The following is an 18,804-nucleotide window of genomic DNA, read 5'->3' as shown; positions in this document are numbered from 1 at the left end:
GCCCCTCAGGAAATCAATTTATCCAAATCTTCTGCTGATAGACGTTTGAGGGCCTCCAAGGATTTAGCCAATGCGTCCTGCACCGGCGAATTATTTGTCTGCCGGGCCGCCACATGCGCGCTGAAATCGGCCAGGGTCGGGGTGGTGAAGATCGATTTGACGTCGAACTCGGCATGCAATTGCTCGCGCAGGCGCACCACCACCTGGGTTGCCAGCAGGGAATGCCCGCCCAGTTCGAAGAAGTTGTCGTTCATCCCCACCCGCTCTACTTCCAACACCTCAGCCCAGATTGCGGCGATCTGCTGTTCCAGCTCGCTGTGCGGCGCGACGTATTCCCGCGCTTGCAGGCTCGCGTCCACGGCTGGCAGGGCTTTGCGGTCGAGCTTGCCGTTGGGGCTCAGGGGCATTTGCTCCAGCAGCATCCACTGGGCCGGGACCATGTAGTCCGGCAGGTGTTGGGCCAGGTGAGCGCTGAGCACGTCACGCCAGTCATCGTCGGTGTTTTGGAGCACCAGATAACCCACCAGGTATTTGCTATCGACCGCCAGCACGGCAGCCTCGCGCACCCAGTCGTGTTCCAGCAGGCGCGCTTCGATTTCGCCCAACTCGATGCGCAGGCCGCGCAGCTTGACTTGATGGTCGACACGCCCGGCGTATTCGATCACGCCATCCTCGCGATAGCGCGCCAGGTCGCCGGTACGGTACAGGCGCTCGCCCTGGATGAAAGGATGGGCGACAAAACGTTCGGCAGTCAGCCCCGGGCGGCGGTGGTAACCACGGGCCAGGCCGATGCCGCCCAGGTACAGCTCGCCCAGCACGCCGACCGAGACCGGTTCAACGTTACTGTCGAGGATGTAGCACCCAAGGTTGGCAATCGGACGGCCAATCGGCACCGCATCGCGGCCTTCATCCACGCAGGTCCAGTGGGTCACATCGATGGCGGCTTCGGTCGGGCCGTACAGGTTGTAGAGCCCGGCTTGCGGCAGCTTGGCAAATACCTGCTGCTGCGCGTCCACCGGCAGGGCTTCGCCGCTGCACACAACACGGTGCAGGGTATGACAGGTTGCAACCATCGGATCCTGCAGGAACGCCTGTAACATCGACGGTACAAAGTGCAGCGTAGTGACCTGTTCCTTGTTGATCAGGTTGATCAGCTTGGCCGGATCACGGTGATCGCCAGGCGCCGCGACCACCAGGCGCGAGCCAGTCATCAGCGGCCAGAAAAACTCCCACACCGACACGTCGAAGCTGAACGGGGTCTTTTGCAGCACGCTGTCACTGACATCCAGGCCATAGGCCTCCTGCATCCATTGCAGGCGATTGGTCAGGGCGCAATGACGGTTGCCGGCACCTTTGGGTTGGCCAGTGGAACCGGAGGTGTAGATCACGTAGGCGAGGTTTTCACCGTCCAGCGCCACCCCGGGGTTAGCGTCGCTGTAGCCGTCGAACCCGGTTGCACCCAGCACCAGGCTGTCCAGCCCATCCGGAATCGGCAGTTGCTCAAGCAAGTGCGCCTGGGTCAGCAGCAGTTTCACGCCGCTGTCCTCAAGCATGTAGGCCAGGCGCTCACGCGGGTATTCAGGGTCCAGCGGCACATAAGCACCACCCGCCTTGAGCACCGCCAGCAGGCCCACCACCATTTCGACAGAGCGCTCCACCGCCAGTCCCACCAGCACGTCGGGGCCTACGCCCGCTTCAATCAGTCGATGCGCCAGGCGGTTGGCACGGCGATTCAACTCGGCATAGCTCAAGCGCTGCTCGGCAAACACCAGGGCCGCTGCTTCCGGCGTGCGGGCTACCTGCTGTTCAATCAATTGATGCACGCATTGCTGCAACGGGTAGTCCCGTGCAGTGGCGTTCCAGTCCTGTACCACCTGCTGACGCTCGGCCACATCCAGCATCGCCAGCTCGCCCAGACGTTGCTCGCCACCCTGGAGCATGCTTTGCAGCAGATTGAGCAGATGGCGGCCATAGGTGTGCACCGCGCCTGCGCCGAAATGCGCGCGGGCAAAGCTGAACTGCACCGACAGCGTGTCACCGACGTCCACCAGTACCGTCAGCGGGAAGCTGGTTTGCTCGCGGGAGTCCGGCAGGCCAAAACGGATACCGCTGCCGCCGCTTTGTTCCAGGGCCTTGGACACCGGGTAGTTTTCGAACACCAGGATGCTATCGAACAAGGCTTCACCGCCCTGCCCGGCCCAGCGCTGGATGTCGTAGAGGCCGGTGTGCTCATGCTCACGCAGGGCCAGGTTCTGCGCCTGCACCGCTTGCAACCAGTCCGCCACCGGCTGCTGGCTATCCACCGCGCAAATCACTGGCAAGGTGTTGATGAACAGCCCGATCTGCTGCTCCACGCCCGCCAGTTCTGCCGGGCGCCCGGCCACGGTAGCACCGAAGGACACCACCGATTGCCCGCTGTGGCGTTGCAGCAGGATTAACCACGCCGCCTGGATCAGCGTGTTGAGGGTGACCTTGATGCTGCGTGCGAAAGATTCAAGGCGTGCCGTCAGTTGGCGATCCAGGCTCAGTCGGTGTTCACCCTGCCCGTCTACCGTCATTGGCTGGCTGCTGCCCAGGCGGGTCGGTGCTTGCAGCGCACTCAGTTGCTCGCGCCAGAAGGTTTCGGTCGCCGCTGCATCCCGCTGCTGCAACCAGCCTATGTAATCACGATAGCGTCCGGCCGTTTCAGGCACCTCTACGCCGGCGTAACGTTGCAGCACTTCACCGAACAGCCGCGAATTGCTCCAACCGTCCATGAGGATGTGATGATGGGTGTAGATCAGCTCATGGCGTTGCTCGTCGGTGCGCACCAGCACCAGGCGTACAAGGGGTGCCTTGGCCAGGTCAAAACCCTGGCGACGCTCGGCTTGCTGGAGATTTTGCAGTTCCAGCTCACGCTCCGGCATGGCCCGCCAATCGAGGTGCTCGATCGGCAACCGGGCCTCGCGGTACACCACCTGGCATGGCCATTCCAGTTGGCCCTGCCAGAAGAACCCACTGCGCAGCACGTCGTGGGCTTGCACCGTAGCGTCCCAGGCCCGCTGGAACCGCGCCACATCCAGGCCGTCTGCCGTCACGCGGATCTGGTTGATGTAGTCGCCGGCCGCCTGTTCGTAGAGGGTGTGAAACAACATGCCTTGCTGCATGGGCGACAAGGTGTAGATGTCTTCAATGGCATCTGCGGCCAGCGGCAAGGATTCAAGCTGCTGCTGGTTCAGGCGCGACAGCGGGAAATCGGAGGCCGTCACGCCACTGTTGCCAGGGGTGCAGCAATGTTCGACCAACGCGGTCAATTCGCGGATAAAAGCCTGGCTCAGGGCTTCGATCTGCGGCGCATCAAACATCAGCGGGCTGAAGGTCCAACCCATTTGCAATTCACCGCCGTACACCTGGCCGTTCAGGGTCAACCAGTTACCCAATGGGGCCTCCGGGCTTTGTTCGGCGCCGGGGTTTTCCGCAGCGGGAGTGAACAGACCGTCCTGCTGATCGAAACTGCCGTCGAACTGGCCCAGGTAGTTGAAGGTAATGCGCGGCACCGGCAACTGGCTGAACGCCTGGCGCGTGGCGTCATCGCCCAGGTAGCGCAGTGCGCCGAAGCCCAGGCCTTTGTCCGGTACGGCGCGCAGCTGTTCCTTGATTTGCTTGATCGAAGTGGCGAGGGATTCGGCCGGCGTCAGGCGCACCGGGAACAGGCTGGTAAACCACCCCAGGGTGCGGGTCAGGTCGATGTCGTCGAACAGGTCTTCACGGCCATGACCTTCCAGCTGTATCAGGCTGGAGGCCTGCCCGCTCCATTGGCAGATGACACGCGCCAATGCCGTCAGCAGCAGGTCGTTGATTTGGGTGCGATAAGCCGTGGGCGCCTGTTGCAGCAATTGCCGGGTGCGCTCGGCATCCAGTCGGCTGACCACGGTCTGGGCCAGTCGACCAGGGCGCGCGCCGTGTGGATCACGGCATGGCAAGTCGGTAGACACGCCCTGGAGTTGTTGCAGCCAGAACGCTTTTTCCGGTTGCACCGCTTCACTGCGCGCATGGGCCTGCAACCGCTCGGCCCAGGCCTTGAACGACGAGGTCTTGGCCGGCAACTGTTGGTGGCGATACAGGCTTTGCAGGTCTTCGAGGAACACCCGCCAGGACACGCCGTCCACCACCAGATGGTGCATCACCAACAGCAAGCGCTGCGAACCGTCCGCCATATCTACGAGTACCGCGCGTAACACGTGGCCCTGTTGCAGGTCGAGGCTGCGCTGGGCACGCTCGCACAGGGTGTGCAGTTCGGCGGCATCTTGCACGCTTGCCTGCCACAGCAGGGTCGCGGGCTGCGCGTCATGCCGTGCAGTCCAGCCTTCGGTCTGCTGGCTGAAGCTCAGGCGCAGTACATCATGATGCTGGATGAGTGCTTGCAGCGCAGCGTCCAACTGCTCGCCACGAATGGGCTGGCGGGGGGTCAGCAGCAGGGATTGGTTCCAGTGGTGGCGGTCCGGCAGTTCCCTCTCGAAGAACAACTGCTGGAACGGCAACAACGGCGTCTCGCCCTGCACCGGCCCCTGGTCAATCACCTGTGCCGTCTGCAACTGCGCCACGCGGGCCAGGCTGCGCACCGTCTGGTGCTGGAACAGCGCCTTGGCGGTGAAGTGGATACCGGCGGCACGGGCGCGGCTGACCACTTGAATGGAGATGATCGAGTCACCGCCACGCTCGAAGAAGTTGTCGTTCGAACCGACCTGTTCCACGCCAAGCACCTCAGCCCAGATCGCGGCGATCCGCTGTTCCAGGCCATTTTGCGGGGCTTCGTAGTGGTGAGTGGTTTCGGGTTTGGGCAGGGCTTTGCGGTCCAGCTTGCCGTTGGGGCTCAGGGGCATCTGCTCCAGCAGCAGCCATTGCGCAGGTACCATGTAGTCCGGCAAATGTTGGGCCAGATGGGCACTCAACACGTCACGCCAGTCATCGCCGGCGTTTTGCAGCACCAGGTAGCCCACCAGATATTTACCGTCGACTGCCAGCACGGCAGTTTCACGCACCCAATCGTGTTCCAGCAGGCGCGCTTCGATTTCACCCAACTCGATGCGCAGGCCACGCAGTTTGACTTGATGGTCGATACGCCCGGCGTATTCGATCACGCCGTCTTCGCGGTAGCGCGCCAGGTCGCCGGTGCGGTACAGGCGCTCGCCCTTGATGAAAGGATGGGCGACAAAACGTTCGGCAGTCAGCCCCGGGCGGCGGTGGTAACCACGGGCCAGGCCGATGCCGCCCAGGTACAGTTCGCCCAGCACGCCGACCGGGACCGGTTCGAAATGGCTATCGAGGATGTAGCAGCCGAGGTTGGCAATCGGACGGCCAATCGGTACGGCGTCGCGGCCTTCATCGATGCAGGTCCAGTGGGTCACATCGATGGCGGCTTCGGTCGGGCCGTACAGGTTGTAAAGCCCGGCCTGCGGCAGCTTGGCGAAGACGTGTTGCTGCGCATCCACCGGCAATGCCTCACCACTGCACACGATGCGTTGCAGGCTTTGGCAGGTCGACACCGCCGGATCCTGCAAGAACGCCTGCAACATCGACGGCACAAAGTGCAGCGTGCTGACCTGCTCTTGATTGATCAGGTGGATCAGCCTGGCCGGATCACGGTGATCGCCAGGGGCCGCGACCACAAGGCGCGCGCCGGTCATCAGCGGCCAGAAGAACTCCCACACCGACACGTCAAAGCTGAACGGGGTCTTTTGCAGCACGGTGTCGCTGGCGTCAAGGCCATAGGCTTCCTGCATCCATTGCAGGCGATTCAGCAACGCCGAATGACGGTTACCTGCACCTTTCGGTTGGCCGGTGGAGCCTGAGGTGTAGATCACGTAGGCGAGGTTTTCGCCGTCCACAGCGATGCCTGGGTTGGCATCGCTGTAGCCTTCGTAGGTGGACTCGCCCAACACCAGGGTTTCCAGCCCTTGGGGAATGGGCAACTGTTCATGCAAATGTGCCTGGGTCAGCAGCAGTTTCACGCCACTGTCTTCCAGCATGTAGGCCAAACGCTCACGCGGGTATTCCGGATCCAGCGGCACATAGGCGCCACCGGCCTTGAGGATGGCAAACAAGCTCACCACCATTTCGATGGAGCGCTCCACAGCCAGCCCCACCAACACGTCCGGGCCTACACCGGCTTCGATCAGGCGATAGGCCAGGCGGTTGGCGCGACGATTCAATTCGGCATAGCTCAGGGACACGTCGCTGAAGCGCAACGCCGGTGCATCCGGTTGTGCCAGGGCCCGCGCTTCGAACAGATGATGCACCCACTGCCCTCGCGGGTAGTCACGCTCGGTGGCGTTCCACTGGTGCAGGATTTGCTCGCGCTCATGGGCGTTGAGCATCGCCAGGTCCTGCAAAGGCAATGCGCTATTCGCTACAGCGGCACGCAACAGGCTCAGCCAGTGTTCGCCCATGCGCGCAACGGTAGCCGCGTTGAACAGGTCGGTAGCGTAGGTCAGCGAAGCCCAGATGCCCTCGCCGCTTTCCTGGGTATCCAGGCTCAGATCGAACTGGGCGCTGTGGCTGTCCCATTCCAGGTTGGCTACGCGCAGGCCTGGCAATTGCTGCGCGGCAGTGTGCGAGTGGGCCTGGTGATTGAACATCACCTGGAACAGCGGGTTATGGCTCAGGCTACGCTCCGGTTGCAGCGCCTCGACCAATTGCTCGAAGGGCAAGTCCTGATGGGCCTGGGCTTCCAGCGCGCGGCGCTTGGTGTGCTGCAGCAACTGGGCGAAGCTCATCTGGCCATCGAGGTCGGCCTTGAGTACCTGGGTATTGACGAAGAAACCGATCAGCGATTCGGTCTCGACGCGGTTGCGGTTGGCGATCGGCACGCCGACGCGAATATCCTGCTGGCCGCTGTAGCGGTACAAAAACGCCTGGAACGAGGCCAGCAGCAGCATGAACATCGTCACGCCTTCGCGCTGGGCCAGGGCCTTCAACCCTGCGACCAATGCCGGCTCCAGCGCGATGTCCTGGCGTGCGCCACGGAAGCTTTGCTGCGCCGGGCGCGGCTGGTCGAAGGGCAACTCCAACACCGGCTGCGTGCCGCTGAGCAGTTCACGCCAGTATCCGAGTTGACGGGCTTTCTCCCCCGCTTCCATCCAACTGCGCTGCCACAGCGCGTAGTCGGCGTACTGGATCGGCAGCGGCGCCAACACACAATCCTGGCCCTGGCTGTAGGCGGCGTAGAGCTGCATCAGCTCCTTCACCATCACGCCCATCGACCAACCATCGGAGACGATATGGTGCTGCACCAGCACCAGCACGTGCTCGTCTTCACTCACCGCGAGCAAGCTGACCCGCAGCAGAGGACCTTGCTGCAAATCGAAGGGACGCGCGATTTCGGCTTCAACCTGCGCCTTGAGGTGGGCTTCATCAACCGCGCTTTCGGCGATCTTGACCTGTGCATGAGCCAGCACTTCCTGGGCGCGCTGCTCGCCGTCCAAGTGCAAGCGAGTGCGCAGGCTTTCGTGACGTGCCACGAGCGTGTCGAAACTGCGTTGCAGGGCGGCCTTGTCCAGGCGTCCGCTCAGGCGCAGGGCGCCGGGGACGTGATAGGCGGCGCTGTCCGGGTCCAACTGCCAGAGAAACCACTGGCGTTCCTGGGCGTAGGACAGCGGCAGGTGCTGGCCGTCCTCGCGGATCGAAGCAATCGGCAATTGCGCGAAGCTCATGCCCCGGCTTTGCAGGCGTTGGTAAAATTGCTGGCGCTGTTCCAGAGGCAGGCGAAGAAAGCGTGAAACCAGATCGATATTAGGGTTGGAAAGCATGGTTCAAATCGCCTCTAGTTCGCTCAAAAAGTCACGAAGATCATCAAAATCTTCCGCACTGCCGGCGCGGAAGGTGGCGGCGGCCTGCACATAGGCACGCAGCGTTTCAGTCTGGAACACTTCCACCAACGGCACTTCCAAGCCCAGTTCGGCCTGGACCCGCGAGGTGATCTGGATCGCCAGCAGGGAATGGCCGCCCACCTCGAAGAAGTTGTCGTTCAGGCCCACCTGCGGCAGGCGCAGCACGTCGGCCCAGATCGCGGCGATCTGCTGTTCCAGCTCGGTTTCCGGGGCCACATAAGCCTGCTGCATGAGGCTCGCATCCGGTTCGGGCAGGCCCTTGCGATCGAGCTTGCCATTGGGGGTCAGTGGCATCTGCGCCAGGAACATGAAGTGCGCTGGCACCATGTAGTCCGGCAGGCGGGTTTTCAGGGCGCGGCGCAGGCTGTCGCGGAACTCGGCCTGGTCGGCCAGGGTGGCGTCTGCCGGAACCACATAGGCGACCAGTTGCTTACCGGTCGGGCCGTCTTGGGCGACTACAACGGTTTCGCCGACGCTGTCCTGCTCGCGCAGTCGGGCTTCGATTTCACCCAGCTCGATGCGGAAGCCACGGATTTTCACCTGATGGTCGACACGACCAAGGTAATCCACCACGCCATCCGGACGGCCACGGGTCAGGTCGCCACTGCGATACACACGGCTGCCGGGTTTGCCGAATGGATCCGGCACAAAACGTTCGGCGGTGAGTGCCGGACGCTCCAGGTACCCCCGGGCTACGCCCTCGCCGCCCAGGTACAACTCGCCCGCCACGCCAATGGGTTGCAGGTTGAGTTGCGAGTCCAGAACATAGCCGCTGCGATTGCCCAATAGTGTGCCGATTGGCGCGTAGACGGCGCCGCATGGGTCGCCTTTGCGGGCCTTCCACAGCAACGGCGTGACCACGGTTTCGGTGGGGCCGTAGCCATTGAATAGGTAGGTCGGCTTGAGTGCCCGCCACGCCAGGTCGTAACTAGCTTGGGCGACGGCATCACCGCCGAAGCAGTACACACGAACAGCCGGTGGGTTGCCGTCGCGTTCAGCGTGTTCGGCCAGCTGTTGCAGGTACACCGGCGGGAACACGGCCATGGTCACGTTATGGCGGTGCATTTGTTCGTAGGTGTATTCGGGCAGCCACAGGCTGTCGTCACGGATCAGCACGCTGGCACCGTTGATCAGTGGGTGCATCCAGCCTTCGTGGGCGCCGTCGAAAGCGAATGACATGAAGTGCAGTTCGCAGTCCGCCGGGCTGGTTTCGTAGCGCTCGCCGGTCGCGATAATGTGCGCCACCAATGGGCCGTGGGAGACGGCCACGCCCTTCGGCATGCCCGTGGAGCCGGAGGTGTAGATGACGTACGCCAGGTTGTCGCCATCCAATTCGACGTGCGGTGCGGTATCGCTGTAATCGCTCCAGTCTTCGGTGCGATCAATCGCCAGGCTATCCAGGCCGTCGGGGATCGGCAGTTGCTGCAAGGCACGGGTGTGCGTCAGCAACAATTGCGCACGGCTGTCTTGCATCATGTAAAGCAGGCGATCACGCGGGTATTCGATATCCAGCGGCACATACACGCCACCGGCTTTCATCACCGCAAGAAACGCCACCATGCTCTCGGCACTGCGCGGCATGGCAATCGCCACGCGCACTTCCGGGCCGACGCCTCGAGCGATCAAGGCATGTGCGAGGCGGTTGGCCTGGCTGTCCAGCTGGCCATAGCTCAGGGTTTGCGCATCGAACTTCACCGCCACCGCATTGGGGTTTTCAGCCGCGCGGTCGGCGAACAGTTCATGGACCAGGCGCGTGGCCGGGAAGCCAGAGTCGGTGCGATCCCACAGTTGGAGAATGTGCTGTTGCTCGTCACGGTCCAGCAGGTTCAACTGACCAATGTTCTGTTGCTGATCGGCAACCATCGCCTGCAAGAGGTTCTGCCAATGCCGCGCCATGCGCTCAATGGTGGCAGCGTCGAACAGGTCAGTGGCGTAGCTCAGCGAGGCGCGCAATGCGTCCTGGGACTCTTCGATATCGAGGGTCAAGTCAAACTGCGCAACCGCCTCATCCCAGCTGACCGGACTGATCTGCAGCTGTTCCAGGCGCCGCAGATGCCCGCCCGCCAGGCTGACATGGTGGTTGAACGCGACCTGGAACAACGGGCTCAAGCTCAGGCTGCGCTCCGGTTGCAGCGCTTCCACCAATTGCTCGAACGGCAAGTCCTGATGAGCCTGGGCTTGCAGCGCACGCTGCTTGACCTGAGCGAGCAACTGGGCAACGGTGGTCTGCCCGTCGATATCGGCCTTGAGCACCTGGGTATTGACGAAGAAACCGATCAGCCGCTCGGTTTCGACCCGGTTACGGTTGGCGATCGGCACACCCACGCGAATATCCTGCTGGCCGCTGTAGCGATGCAACAACGCCTGGTAGGACGCCAGCAACAGCATGAACAACGTCACGCCTTCGCGCTGGGCCAGGGCCTTGAGGCTGTCGAGCAGCGCCGCAGGCAATGGCATGTTCAGCCGTGCCCCGCGATGAGTCGGCACCGCGGGCCGCTGGTGATCGAATGGCAGCTCAAGCACCGGTTGTTCGCCGCCGAGCAGTTCACGCCAATAGTCAAGTTGACGCGCGGTCTCCCCCGCTTCCATCCACTGGCGTTGCCACGCGGCGTAGTCGGCGTACTGGATCGGCAGCGCCGGCAGTTGCAGCGGCTGCCCCTGGCTATAGGCGGTGTAGAGCTGTACCCATTCATCGACCATCACTTGCATCGACCAGCCATCGGAAATGATGTGGTGCTGCACCAGCACCAGCACATGCTCATCCGCGGCCAGGCGCAGCAGGCTGACGCGCATCAGCGGGCCCTGGCGCAAGTCGAACGGCTGGGTGATGCGGGCTTCTACCAACGCCTTCAGGTTCGCCTCATTCGCTTCGGCCAAGCTGATTTCAATGCGTAGTTCAGGGCTGACCACTTGCACCGTACGGTCAGCATCCTGCTGCAAATGAGTACGCAGGCTTTCATGGCGTGCGACCAGGGTGTCGAAAGCGCGCTGCAACGTGATGTGATCCAGTTGCCCCTTGAGGCGTAGTGCGCTGGGCACGTGATAGGCCGCGCTGTGCGGGTCCAGTTGCCAGAGGAACCACTGGCGTTCCTGAGCGTAGGACAGCGCCAATGGCTGGTTGCGCTCGGCCCGCGCTATCGGGCTGGTTTCAACCCTGGCGTCAGTCAACGCCTCCACGAAGCGACCGAGGACCGGCTGGTCGAACAGTGCCTTCAACCCGACATCCAGGCCAAGACCATGGCGAGTGCGCGATATGGCTTGGGTGGCTAACAGGGAGTGTCCGCCCAGCTCAAAGAAATGGTCATTCAGGCCGACCTGTTCCACGCCCAATACCTCGGCCCAAATGGCGGCGACCCGGCGTTCCAGTTCAGTGTGCGGCGCCACGTATTCACGGGTTTGCACGTCGACCGAAGGCAACGCCTTGCGGTCCAGCTTGCCATTCGGGCTCAGGGGCATCTGTGCCAGCAGCATCCACTGCGCCGGTATCATGTAGTCCGGCAGGTGCTGGGCCAGGTGGGCGCTCAATACATCGCGCCAATCATCACCCGCGTTTTGCAGCACCAGATAGCCCACCAAGGATTGGCCGCCTACCGCCAACACCGCCGTCTCGCGGACCCAGTCGTGTTCCAGCAGGCGCGCTTCGATTTCACCCAGCTCGATGCGCTGGCCGCGCAGCTTGACTTGATGGTCGATACGCCCGGCGTACTCGATCACGCCGTCTTCACGGTAGCGTGCCAGGTCGCCGGTGCGGTACAGGCGTTCGCCTTTGACGAATGGGTGCGCGATAAAGCGCTCGGCCGTGAGTGCCGGCCGACGGTGATAACCACGGGCCAGGCCAATACCGCCCAGGTACAGCTCGCCCAGCACACCGACCGGGACGGGCGCGAAGTTGCTGTCAAGGATGTAGCAACCGAGGTTGGCAATCGGGCGTCCAATCGGTACCGCATCGCAGCCTTCATCGACACATGTCCAGTGGGTCACATCGATGGCCGCTTCGGTCGGACCGTACAGGTTGAAGAGCCTGGCTTCGGGCAGCTTGGCGAAGACTTGCTGCTGGGCATCAATCGGCAGCGCTTCGCCGCTGCACACGATGCGTTGCAGGCACTGGCAGCTCGATACCGTCGGATCCTGCAGGAACGCCTGCAACATCGACGGGACAAAGTGCAGCGTGGTGACTTGCGCTTGATTGATCAGGTGGATCAGCCTGGCCGGATCACGGTGATCGCCAGGCGCCGCGACCACCAGGCGCGCGCCGGTCATCAACGGCCAGAAAAACTCCCACACCGACACGTCAAAGCTGAACGGGGTCTTTTGCAACACGCTGTCGCTGGCGTCCAGTGCATAGGCTTCCTGCATCCATTGCAAGCGGTTGGCCAATGCCGAGTGCCGATTACCGGCGCCTTTGGGTTGCCCGGTGGAGCCTGAGGTGTAGATCACATAGGCGAGGTTTTCGCCATCCAGTGCAACGTCTGGATTGGCTTCGCTGTAAGCGTCGAACCCCGCGTCACTCAGTACCAGGCTCTCGACACCGGGCGGAAGCGGCAATTGCTCAAGCAGATGGGCCTGGGTCAACAGCAACTTTACGCCGCTGTCGTCGAGCATGTAGGCCAGGCGCTCACGCGGGTATTCCGGGTCCAGCGGCACATAGGCGCCACCGGCCTTGAGGACGGCGAGCAAGCCCACCACCATGTCGATAGAGCGTTCCACAGCCAGGCCCACCAACACGTCCGGGCCCACCCCCGCTTCGATCAAGCGATGGGCCAGGCGATTGGCGCGGCGGTTCAACTGCGCATAATTCAAACGCTGCTGCGCGAAGACCAGCGCAGGTGCATCCGGCGTGCGCGCGGCCTGCTCTTCGATCAACTGATGCACGCTGCGGTGCAACGGGTAATCGCGCGCAGTGGCATTCCAGTCGTAGACCACGTGTTGGCGCACAGCGTCCGCCAGGGTCGGTAGATCGCCCAGGCGTTGCTCGGCCGCACCGCTCAAACTGTGCAGCAGGTGCTGGTAGTACTCGGCCAGTTGGCGAATCTCGCCCTCGCCGAACAGTTCTGTATCGAAGCTGAATTCGAATTCCAGCGCTGCACCTGCACCCAACAGCACGGTTAATGCATAGTGCGTCTGCTCGATATTTTGCACGTTGCTGAACGCCAGCCCGGCCGGCGCGCCCTGTGCCAATGCCGCAGAGACCGGGTAGTTTTCAACGACCAGGAGGGTGTCGAATAATGCCGTACCGCCCGTGTCGGCCCAGCGCTGGATATCGAACAGCGGTGTGTGTTCGTGCTCGCGCAGGCTCAGGTTCAGTTCTTGCAACTGCTGCAACCATTCGCCGACCCACAGCTGCGGGCTGGGCGTGGCGATGATCGGCAAGGTGTTAATAAACAAGCCGACCTGCTGCTCGATGCCCTGCAACCCCGCTGGCCGACCGGAAACGGTGGCGCCGAAGGCGACCGTGTCCTGGCCGGTCTGACGTTGCAGCAATAGTAGCCAGGCGGCTTGAACCACGGTATTGAGGGTGACCTTGTGCGCCAGGGCAAATGCCCTGAGTTGCGCGGTCTGCGCCTGATCGAGGGCCAGATGCAGCGTGCCTTTGCTCGACGAAGGATGCGTCGATACGCCACGCGCCAGACGCGTCGGCGTTTGCAGCGCCGCCAATTGGCTTTTCCAGAACACCTCGCTGGCCGCCACATCCTGCGCCTGCAACCAGGCGATATAGTCGCGGTAATGCCCCTGGATCGCCGGCAACGGCTGGCCGGCGTAATGCTGCAAGACTTCGCCAAACAGCTGGGCACGGCTCCAACCGTCCAGCAGGATGTGGTGGTTGGTATAGATCAGATGAAAACGCTCGGCACCGGTACGCACCAGTTTCAGGCTCAGCAGCGGCGCCCGTTCCAGCACAAACCCTTGTGCCCGTGTGGCCTCGCTCAATGCGTCGAGTGCCGCTTGCTGGTCGGGGCGCGCCTGCCAGTCGTATTCGGCGAACGGCAACACGGCATCGCGGTAGACCGCTTGCAACGGCTGCGTCTGCGCGTCCTGCCAGACAAACCCGGTGCGCAGCATGTCATGCCGCGCCAGCACCTGCGCCCAGGCACGTTGGAAACGTGGCACATCCAGGCCCTGGATATCAGCGCGTAATTGGCTGACGTAAATGTCGTCCTGCCCCTGCTGGTACAGGCTGTGAAACAGCATGCCTTGTTGCATGGGCGACAGCGGATACAGGTCCTGCACGCCCCGGCATGGCAAGGCCAAATCGTCCAACTGTGGCTGGGTCAGGCGGGTCAACGGCACGTCGGCGGGGGTCAGGCCGCCCTGTTGCGGGTCGACGCAATGTTCGATCAGCGCCAGCAGCTCCTGCTGGTAGTCATCCACCAGGCGCTGAATGGTCGACACCTCAAACATCTCGCGGCTGAAGCCCCACTGCAGGGCCAATTCACCGCCGTACACCTGCCCTTCCACCGTCAGCCAGTTGGCCAACGGCGCTTCAGGGTCCTGGGCCTGGCCGCTGCCCTGGGTCGCCGGAACGAACAGCGCCGATTCGTTGAACTGGCGGTCGAACTGGCCCAGGTAGTTGAAGGTGATGCGCGGCGCGGCCAGGCCTGACAAGGCCTCGCGGGCGTCAGGCGCGCCAAGGTAGCGCAACAGGCCGTAGCCGATTCCTTTGTGCGGCACGGCGCGCAGCTGCTCCTTCACCGACTTGATCGCACTCGACAGTTCGCCGTCGGCTTGCAGGCGTACGGGAAATAAGCTGGTGAACCAGCCAACCGTGCGGCTCAGGTCGACTGTGTCGAACAGGTCTTCGCGGCCATGCCCTTCCAGTTGGATCAGTGCGGCGGGTTGCTCGCTCCAACGGCTGATGACGCGCGCCAGTGCGGTCAGCAACAGGTCGTTGACCTGGGTGCGATAGGCCGCCGGGGCGTCTTGCAGGAGTTGGCGTGTGTAATCGGCACTGAGGCGGATTTCCAGCTTGCTGCCCAGACGGTTCTGCAGGCCACCCTGAGGGTTGTCGCACGGCAAGTCGGCGCTCGCAGTCTGTGCCTGCCAATACGGCAGTTGGTCGTCCAGCGTCTGCGCATGGGCCTGCAATTGCTGCGCCCACCGCTGGTAGGCGCTGGTCTTGGGCGGCAGTGCGGCGTTGCGGTAAGCCTGTTGCAAATCTTCAAGCAGGATGCGCCACGACACGCCATCCACCACTAGGTGATGGATCATCAGCAGCAGGCGCTGGGTACCATCGGCCATCGCGACCAGGACCGCGCGTACCAGTGGTCCGTGTTCAAGATTGAGACTGCGCTGGGCGCTATCGCAAAGTGCGGCCAACTCGGCGTCGTCAGCGACGTTGGCTTGCCACAACTCGGGGGTTGTCACCGGCTCGGCATGGGTTTGCTGCCAGCCTTCGGCCTGTTGCACAAAGCGCAGGCGCAGGGCGTCGTGGTGGTTGATCAACTGGGTCAAGGCTGCTGCAAGGCGCGCGGGCTCCAGGGTTTCGCGCGGGGTCAGCAGCAATGACTGGTTCCAATGCTCACGCGCCGGGATCGCCTGCTCGAAGAAGCTGTGCTGCACAGGAGTGAGGATCACCTCGCCGGTGACTGGCCCTTGTTCGATAACGGTTGCCTGCTCAAAGGCGGCCACCAGCGCCAGGCTGCGCACGCTCTGGTATTGGAACAAATCCCGCGGGCTGAGGCGTATGCCCGCCTGGCGCGCACGGCTGACCACCTGGATGGAGATGATCGAGTCGCCGCCCAGTTCGAAGAAATTGTCTTCCAGGCCGATCTGCGGCGTGCCAAGCACATCACTCCAGATCGCCGCCAAGGCTTTTTGCAGGTCATTTTCCGGCGCGACATAGGCCTGCTGTGGGGTGGCGTCCGGCAATGGCAAGGCTTTGCGGTCAAGCTTGCCGTTGGCAGTCACCGGCAACTTGTCCAGGGGCACCATGTGGGTGGGCACCATGTATTCCGGCAGGCTGCTGAGCAACCAGGCCTTGAGGTCGCGCGGCGCTGCGCCTTCCAACACTAGATAGGCCACCAACTGCTTGCCGCCCTGCACCAGCACGACGGCTTCACGCACCGATGGGTGCTGCATAAGGCGCGCCTCGATTTCACCCAGCTCGATCCGCAGGCCGCGCAACTTGACCTGGTGATCGAGGCGGCCAAGGTATTCGATTACCCCGTCGGCCCGCTGGCGCACGCGGTCGCCGGTGCGGTAAAGGCGTGCGCCTTCACCGAAGGGGCTCGGCACAAAACGCTCGGCGGTGAGCGCCGGCCGCCGATGGTAACTGCGCGCCAGGCCAGTGCCGCCCAGGTACAGCTCGCCGCTGACGCCCGTGGGAACAGGGTTGAGCTGGGCGTCGAGCACATAGGTGCCGAGGTTGGCGATGGGCCGACCAATGGGCACGCTGTCGGCGCCTTCGTCGACGCAGGTCCAGTGGGTAACGTCGATGGCCGCTTCGGTCGGGCCGTAGAGATTGAACAACCCGGCCTGGGGCAATTTGGCGAACACGTGCAACTGCGCGTCCAGTGGCAAGGCTTCGCCGCTGCAGACGATACGTTGCAGGCTGATGCAAGACTGCACACCTGGCTCATGGATAAACGCTTGGAGCATCGACGGCACGAAGTGCAGCGTAGTGATGCGGTGTTGCCTGATGGTCTCGATCAGACGAGCCGGCTCGCGGTGTTCGCCCGGCATTGCGACTACCAGGCGTGCACCGGTCATCAGCGGCCAGAAGAATTCCCACACCGAGACGTCGAAGCTGAAAGGCGTTTTCTGCAGGACCGCATCGCTGGCGTCCAAGCCATAGGCCTGCTGCATCCAGCACAGCCTATTGACCAGCGCACGATGGCTGTTGCCGGCGCCCTTGGGCTTGCCAGTGGAGCCGGAGGTGTAGATCACGTAGGCCAGGTTCAACGCGTGCAGGCTGACGTTTGGCGATTCAGTACGGTAGCCATCGAGCCAGCCGGCGGGCTGGTCCAGGGCAATCACCTGAATGCCATCGGCAGGCAGCAACGGCAACAGGCTACGCTGGCTGAGCAACAACTGGATGCCGCTGTCCTCGACCATGTAGGCCAGGCGTTCCGGGGGGTATTCGGGGTCCAGCGGGAGGTAGGCGCCACCCGCCTTGAGAATCGCCAGCAGACCGACCACCATTTCGATGGAACGCTCGACGCAAATCCCCACCAGGGCGTCGGGGCCAACGCCCTTCGCGCGCAGGGCATGCGCCAGTTGGTTTGCACGCGCATCCAACTGAGCGTAAGTCAGCGTGGCAGCGCCAAACACCAGCGCCGGCGCATCGGGCGTGGCCCGTACCTGGTCTTCGATCAGGTGATGAATGCCGCGCTCAGTCGGATATGCCTCGTCGGTCCGGTTCCAGGTTTGGATCAACACCTGCTGTTCATGCGCGGCCAGCATCGGCAATTCACCGATGCGCTGCTCACCGTCGCCCACCATGGACTGCAACAGGCTGATCCAGTGCGCGGCCATGCGCTGGATAGACGACGCGTCGAACAGGTCATTGGCGTAGGTCAGCGCGGCGTGCAGTGTGCCGGACTTTTCATAGGTATCGAGGGTCAGGTCGAACTGGGTGGTGCGGCCTTGCCATTCCACCAGCGCCAGCTCCAGGCCGGAGGCGGTGCTGACGCTTGCGATGTCGGCGACCACCGGCTGGTGGTTGTACATCACTTGGAACAGCGGCGTATGGCTCAGGCTGCGCTCGACCTTGAGGGCTTCTACCAGACGCTCGAACGGCAGATCCTGATGGGCCTGCGCACCCAAGGCATGCTCTTTGATGCCTTGCAGCAGTTCATTGATGCGGGTTTGCCCGGTCAATTCGGTGCGCAAGACTTGGGTGTTGACGAAAAAGCCGATCAACCCTTCGACTTCAGTCCGGTTGCGGTTGGCAATGGGCACGCCAACGCGGATGTCGCCTTGCCCGGTGTAGCGATGCAGGAGCACGTTGAAAGCACCGAGCAACAGCATGAACAGGGTGACGTTGTGTTTTTGTGCGCAAGTGCGCAGTTGTGTCGCCAACTGCGGGCCGATTGCGAAGTTATAGCGCGTGCCTTGGTAGCTCGGCATGGCCGGGCGCGGGCGGTCCGTGGGCAGTTCCAGCACCGGATGCTCATCGCCCAGGCGCGCCTGCCAGTAGTCCAGTTGGCGAGCCTGTTCGCCGGCCTCCAGCCAGCGGCGTTGCCACAGGGCGTAGTCGCTGTACTGGATCGGCAAGGCCGGCAATTGCGGGGTTTCATCACGCTCATGGGCGTCGTAGCAGCGGATGAACTCATCGATCAGCACGTTCATCGACCAGCCGTCAGAAACGATGTGGTGCAAGGTCAACAGCAATACGTGTTCCTGGGCATCGAGCTTGAGCAATTGCATGCGCAGCAGCGGGCCGTTTTCCAGGTCGAACGGCAGCAGCGATTGACGGGTCGCCGCTTCGTTGACGGCCTGTTCGCGCTCAGCGTGGGCCAGATTGCTCAGATCGAGTTGCTCGACGCTTAACGACGTTTGCGCCGCCACCTGCAACAGGCGCTCATCAGCCTGGCGCTGGAACACCGTGCGCAATGTTTCGTGGCGCGCGACCAAGCTGGCGAATGCCTGCTCAAGTGCGCCCAGGTTCAACGCGCCCGTCAGACGCACCGCACCCGGCAGGTTGTAGGCGCCGCTGGCGGGATCCAATTGCCATAGAAACCACATGCGCTGCTGCGCGTAGGACGGCGCCTGGCGATCCTCCACTGCCACCCCTGCCGGAATCGGAAACCGGGAAAAATCCACGCCTTCTTTCTGCAAGGCCTGCAGGAACAATTGGCGCTTTTCCAGGGGCAACCCGATAAACCGGCGAGCAAGTTTCAAGGAGTCTTCAGCATTCATTTCTTGGAGTCCGGAGCAATAGGCAGGAAGCACAAAGGCACGTCGTCCCTATAAAACGAACCGGAGAGGGAAAAATTAG

2 protein-coding genes are annotated in these 18,804 nt (G+C 62.8%); both read right to left on the bottom strand.

Annotated features, from left to right (window positions below):
• Positions 1-5 precede the first annotated feature (5 nt).
• Complete coding sequence (locus tag HU722_RS12445) at positions 6-7,787, bottom strand: non-ribosomal peptide synthetase (RefSeq protein WP_186755385.1); 7,782 nt, start codon at positions 7,785-7,787, stop codon at positions 6-8.
• Positions 7,788-7,790: 3 nt separating this feature from the next.
• Positions 7,791-18,725, bottom strand: a complete 10,935-nt coding sequence (locus HU722_RS12440) for a non-ribosomal peptide synthase/polyketide synthase (protein WP_210172778.1) — start codon at positions 18,723-18,725, stop codon at positions 7,791-7,793.
• Positions 18,726-18,804: the final 79 nt, after the last annotated feature.

It is taken from the genome of Pseudomonas tritici (assembly GCF_014268275.3).
GTDB lineage: Bacteria > Pseudomonadota > Gammaproteobacteria > Pseudomonadales > Pseudomonadaceae > Aquipseudomonas > Aquipseudomonas tritici.
The sequence above is the reverse complement of the archived record's forward strand: the minus strand, read 5'-3'. Positions and strand labels throughout refer to the sequence as shown.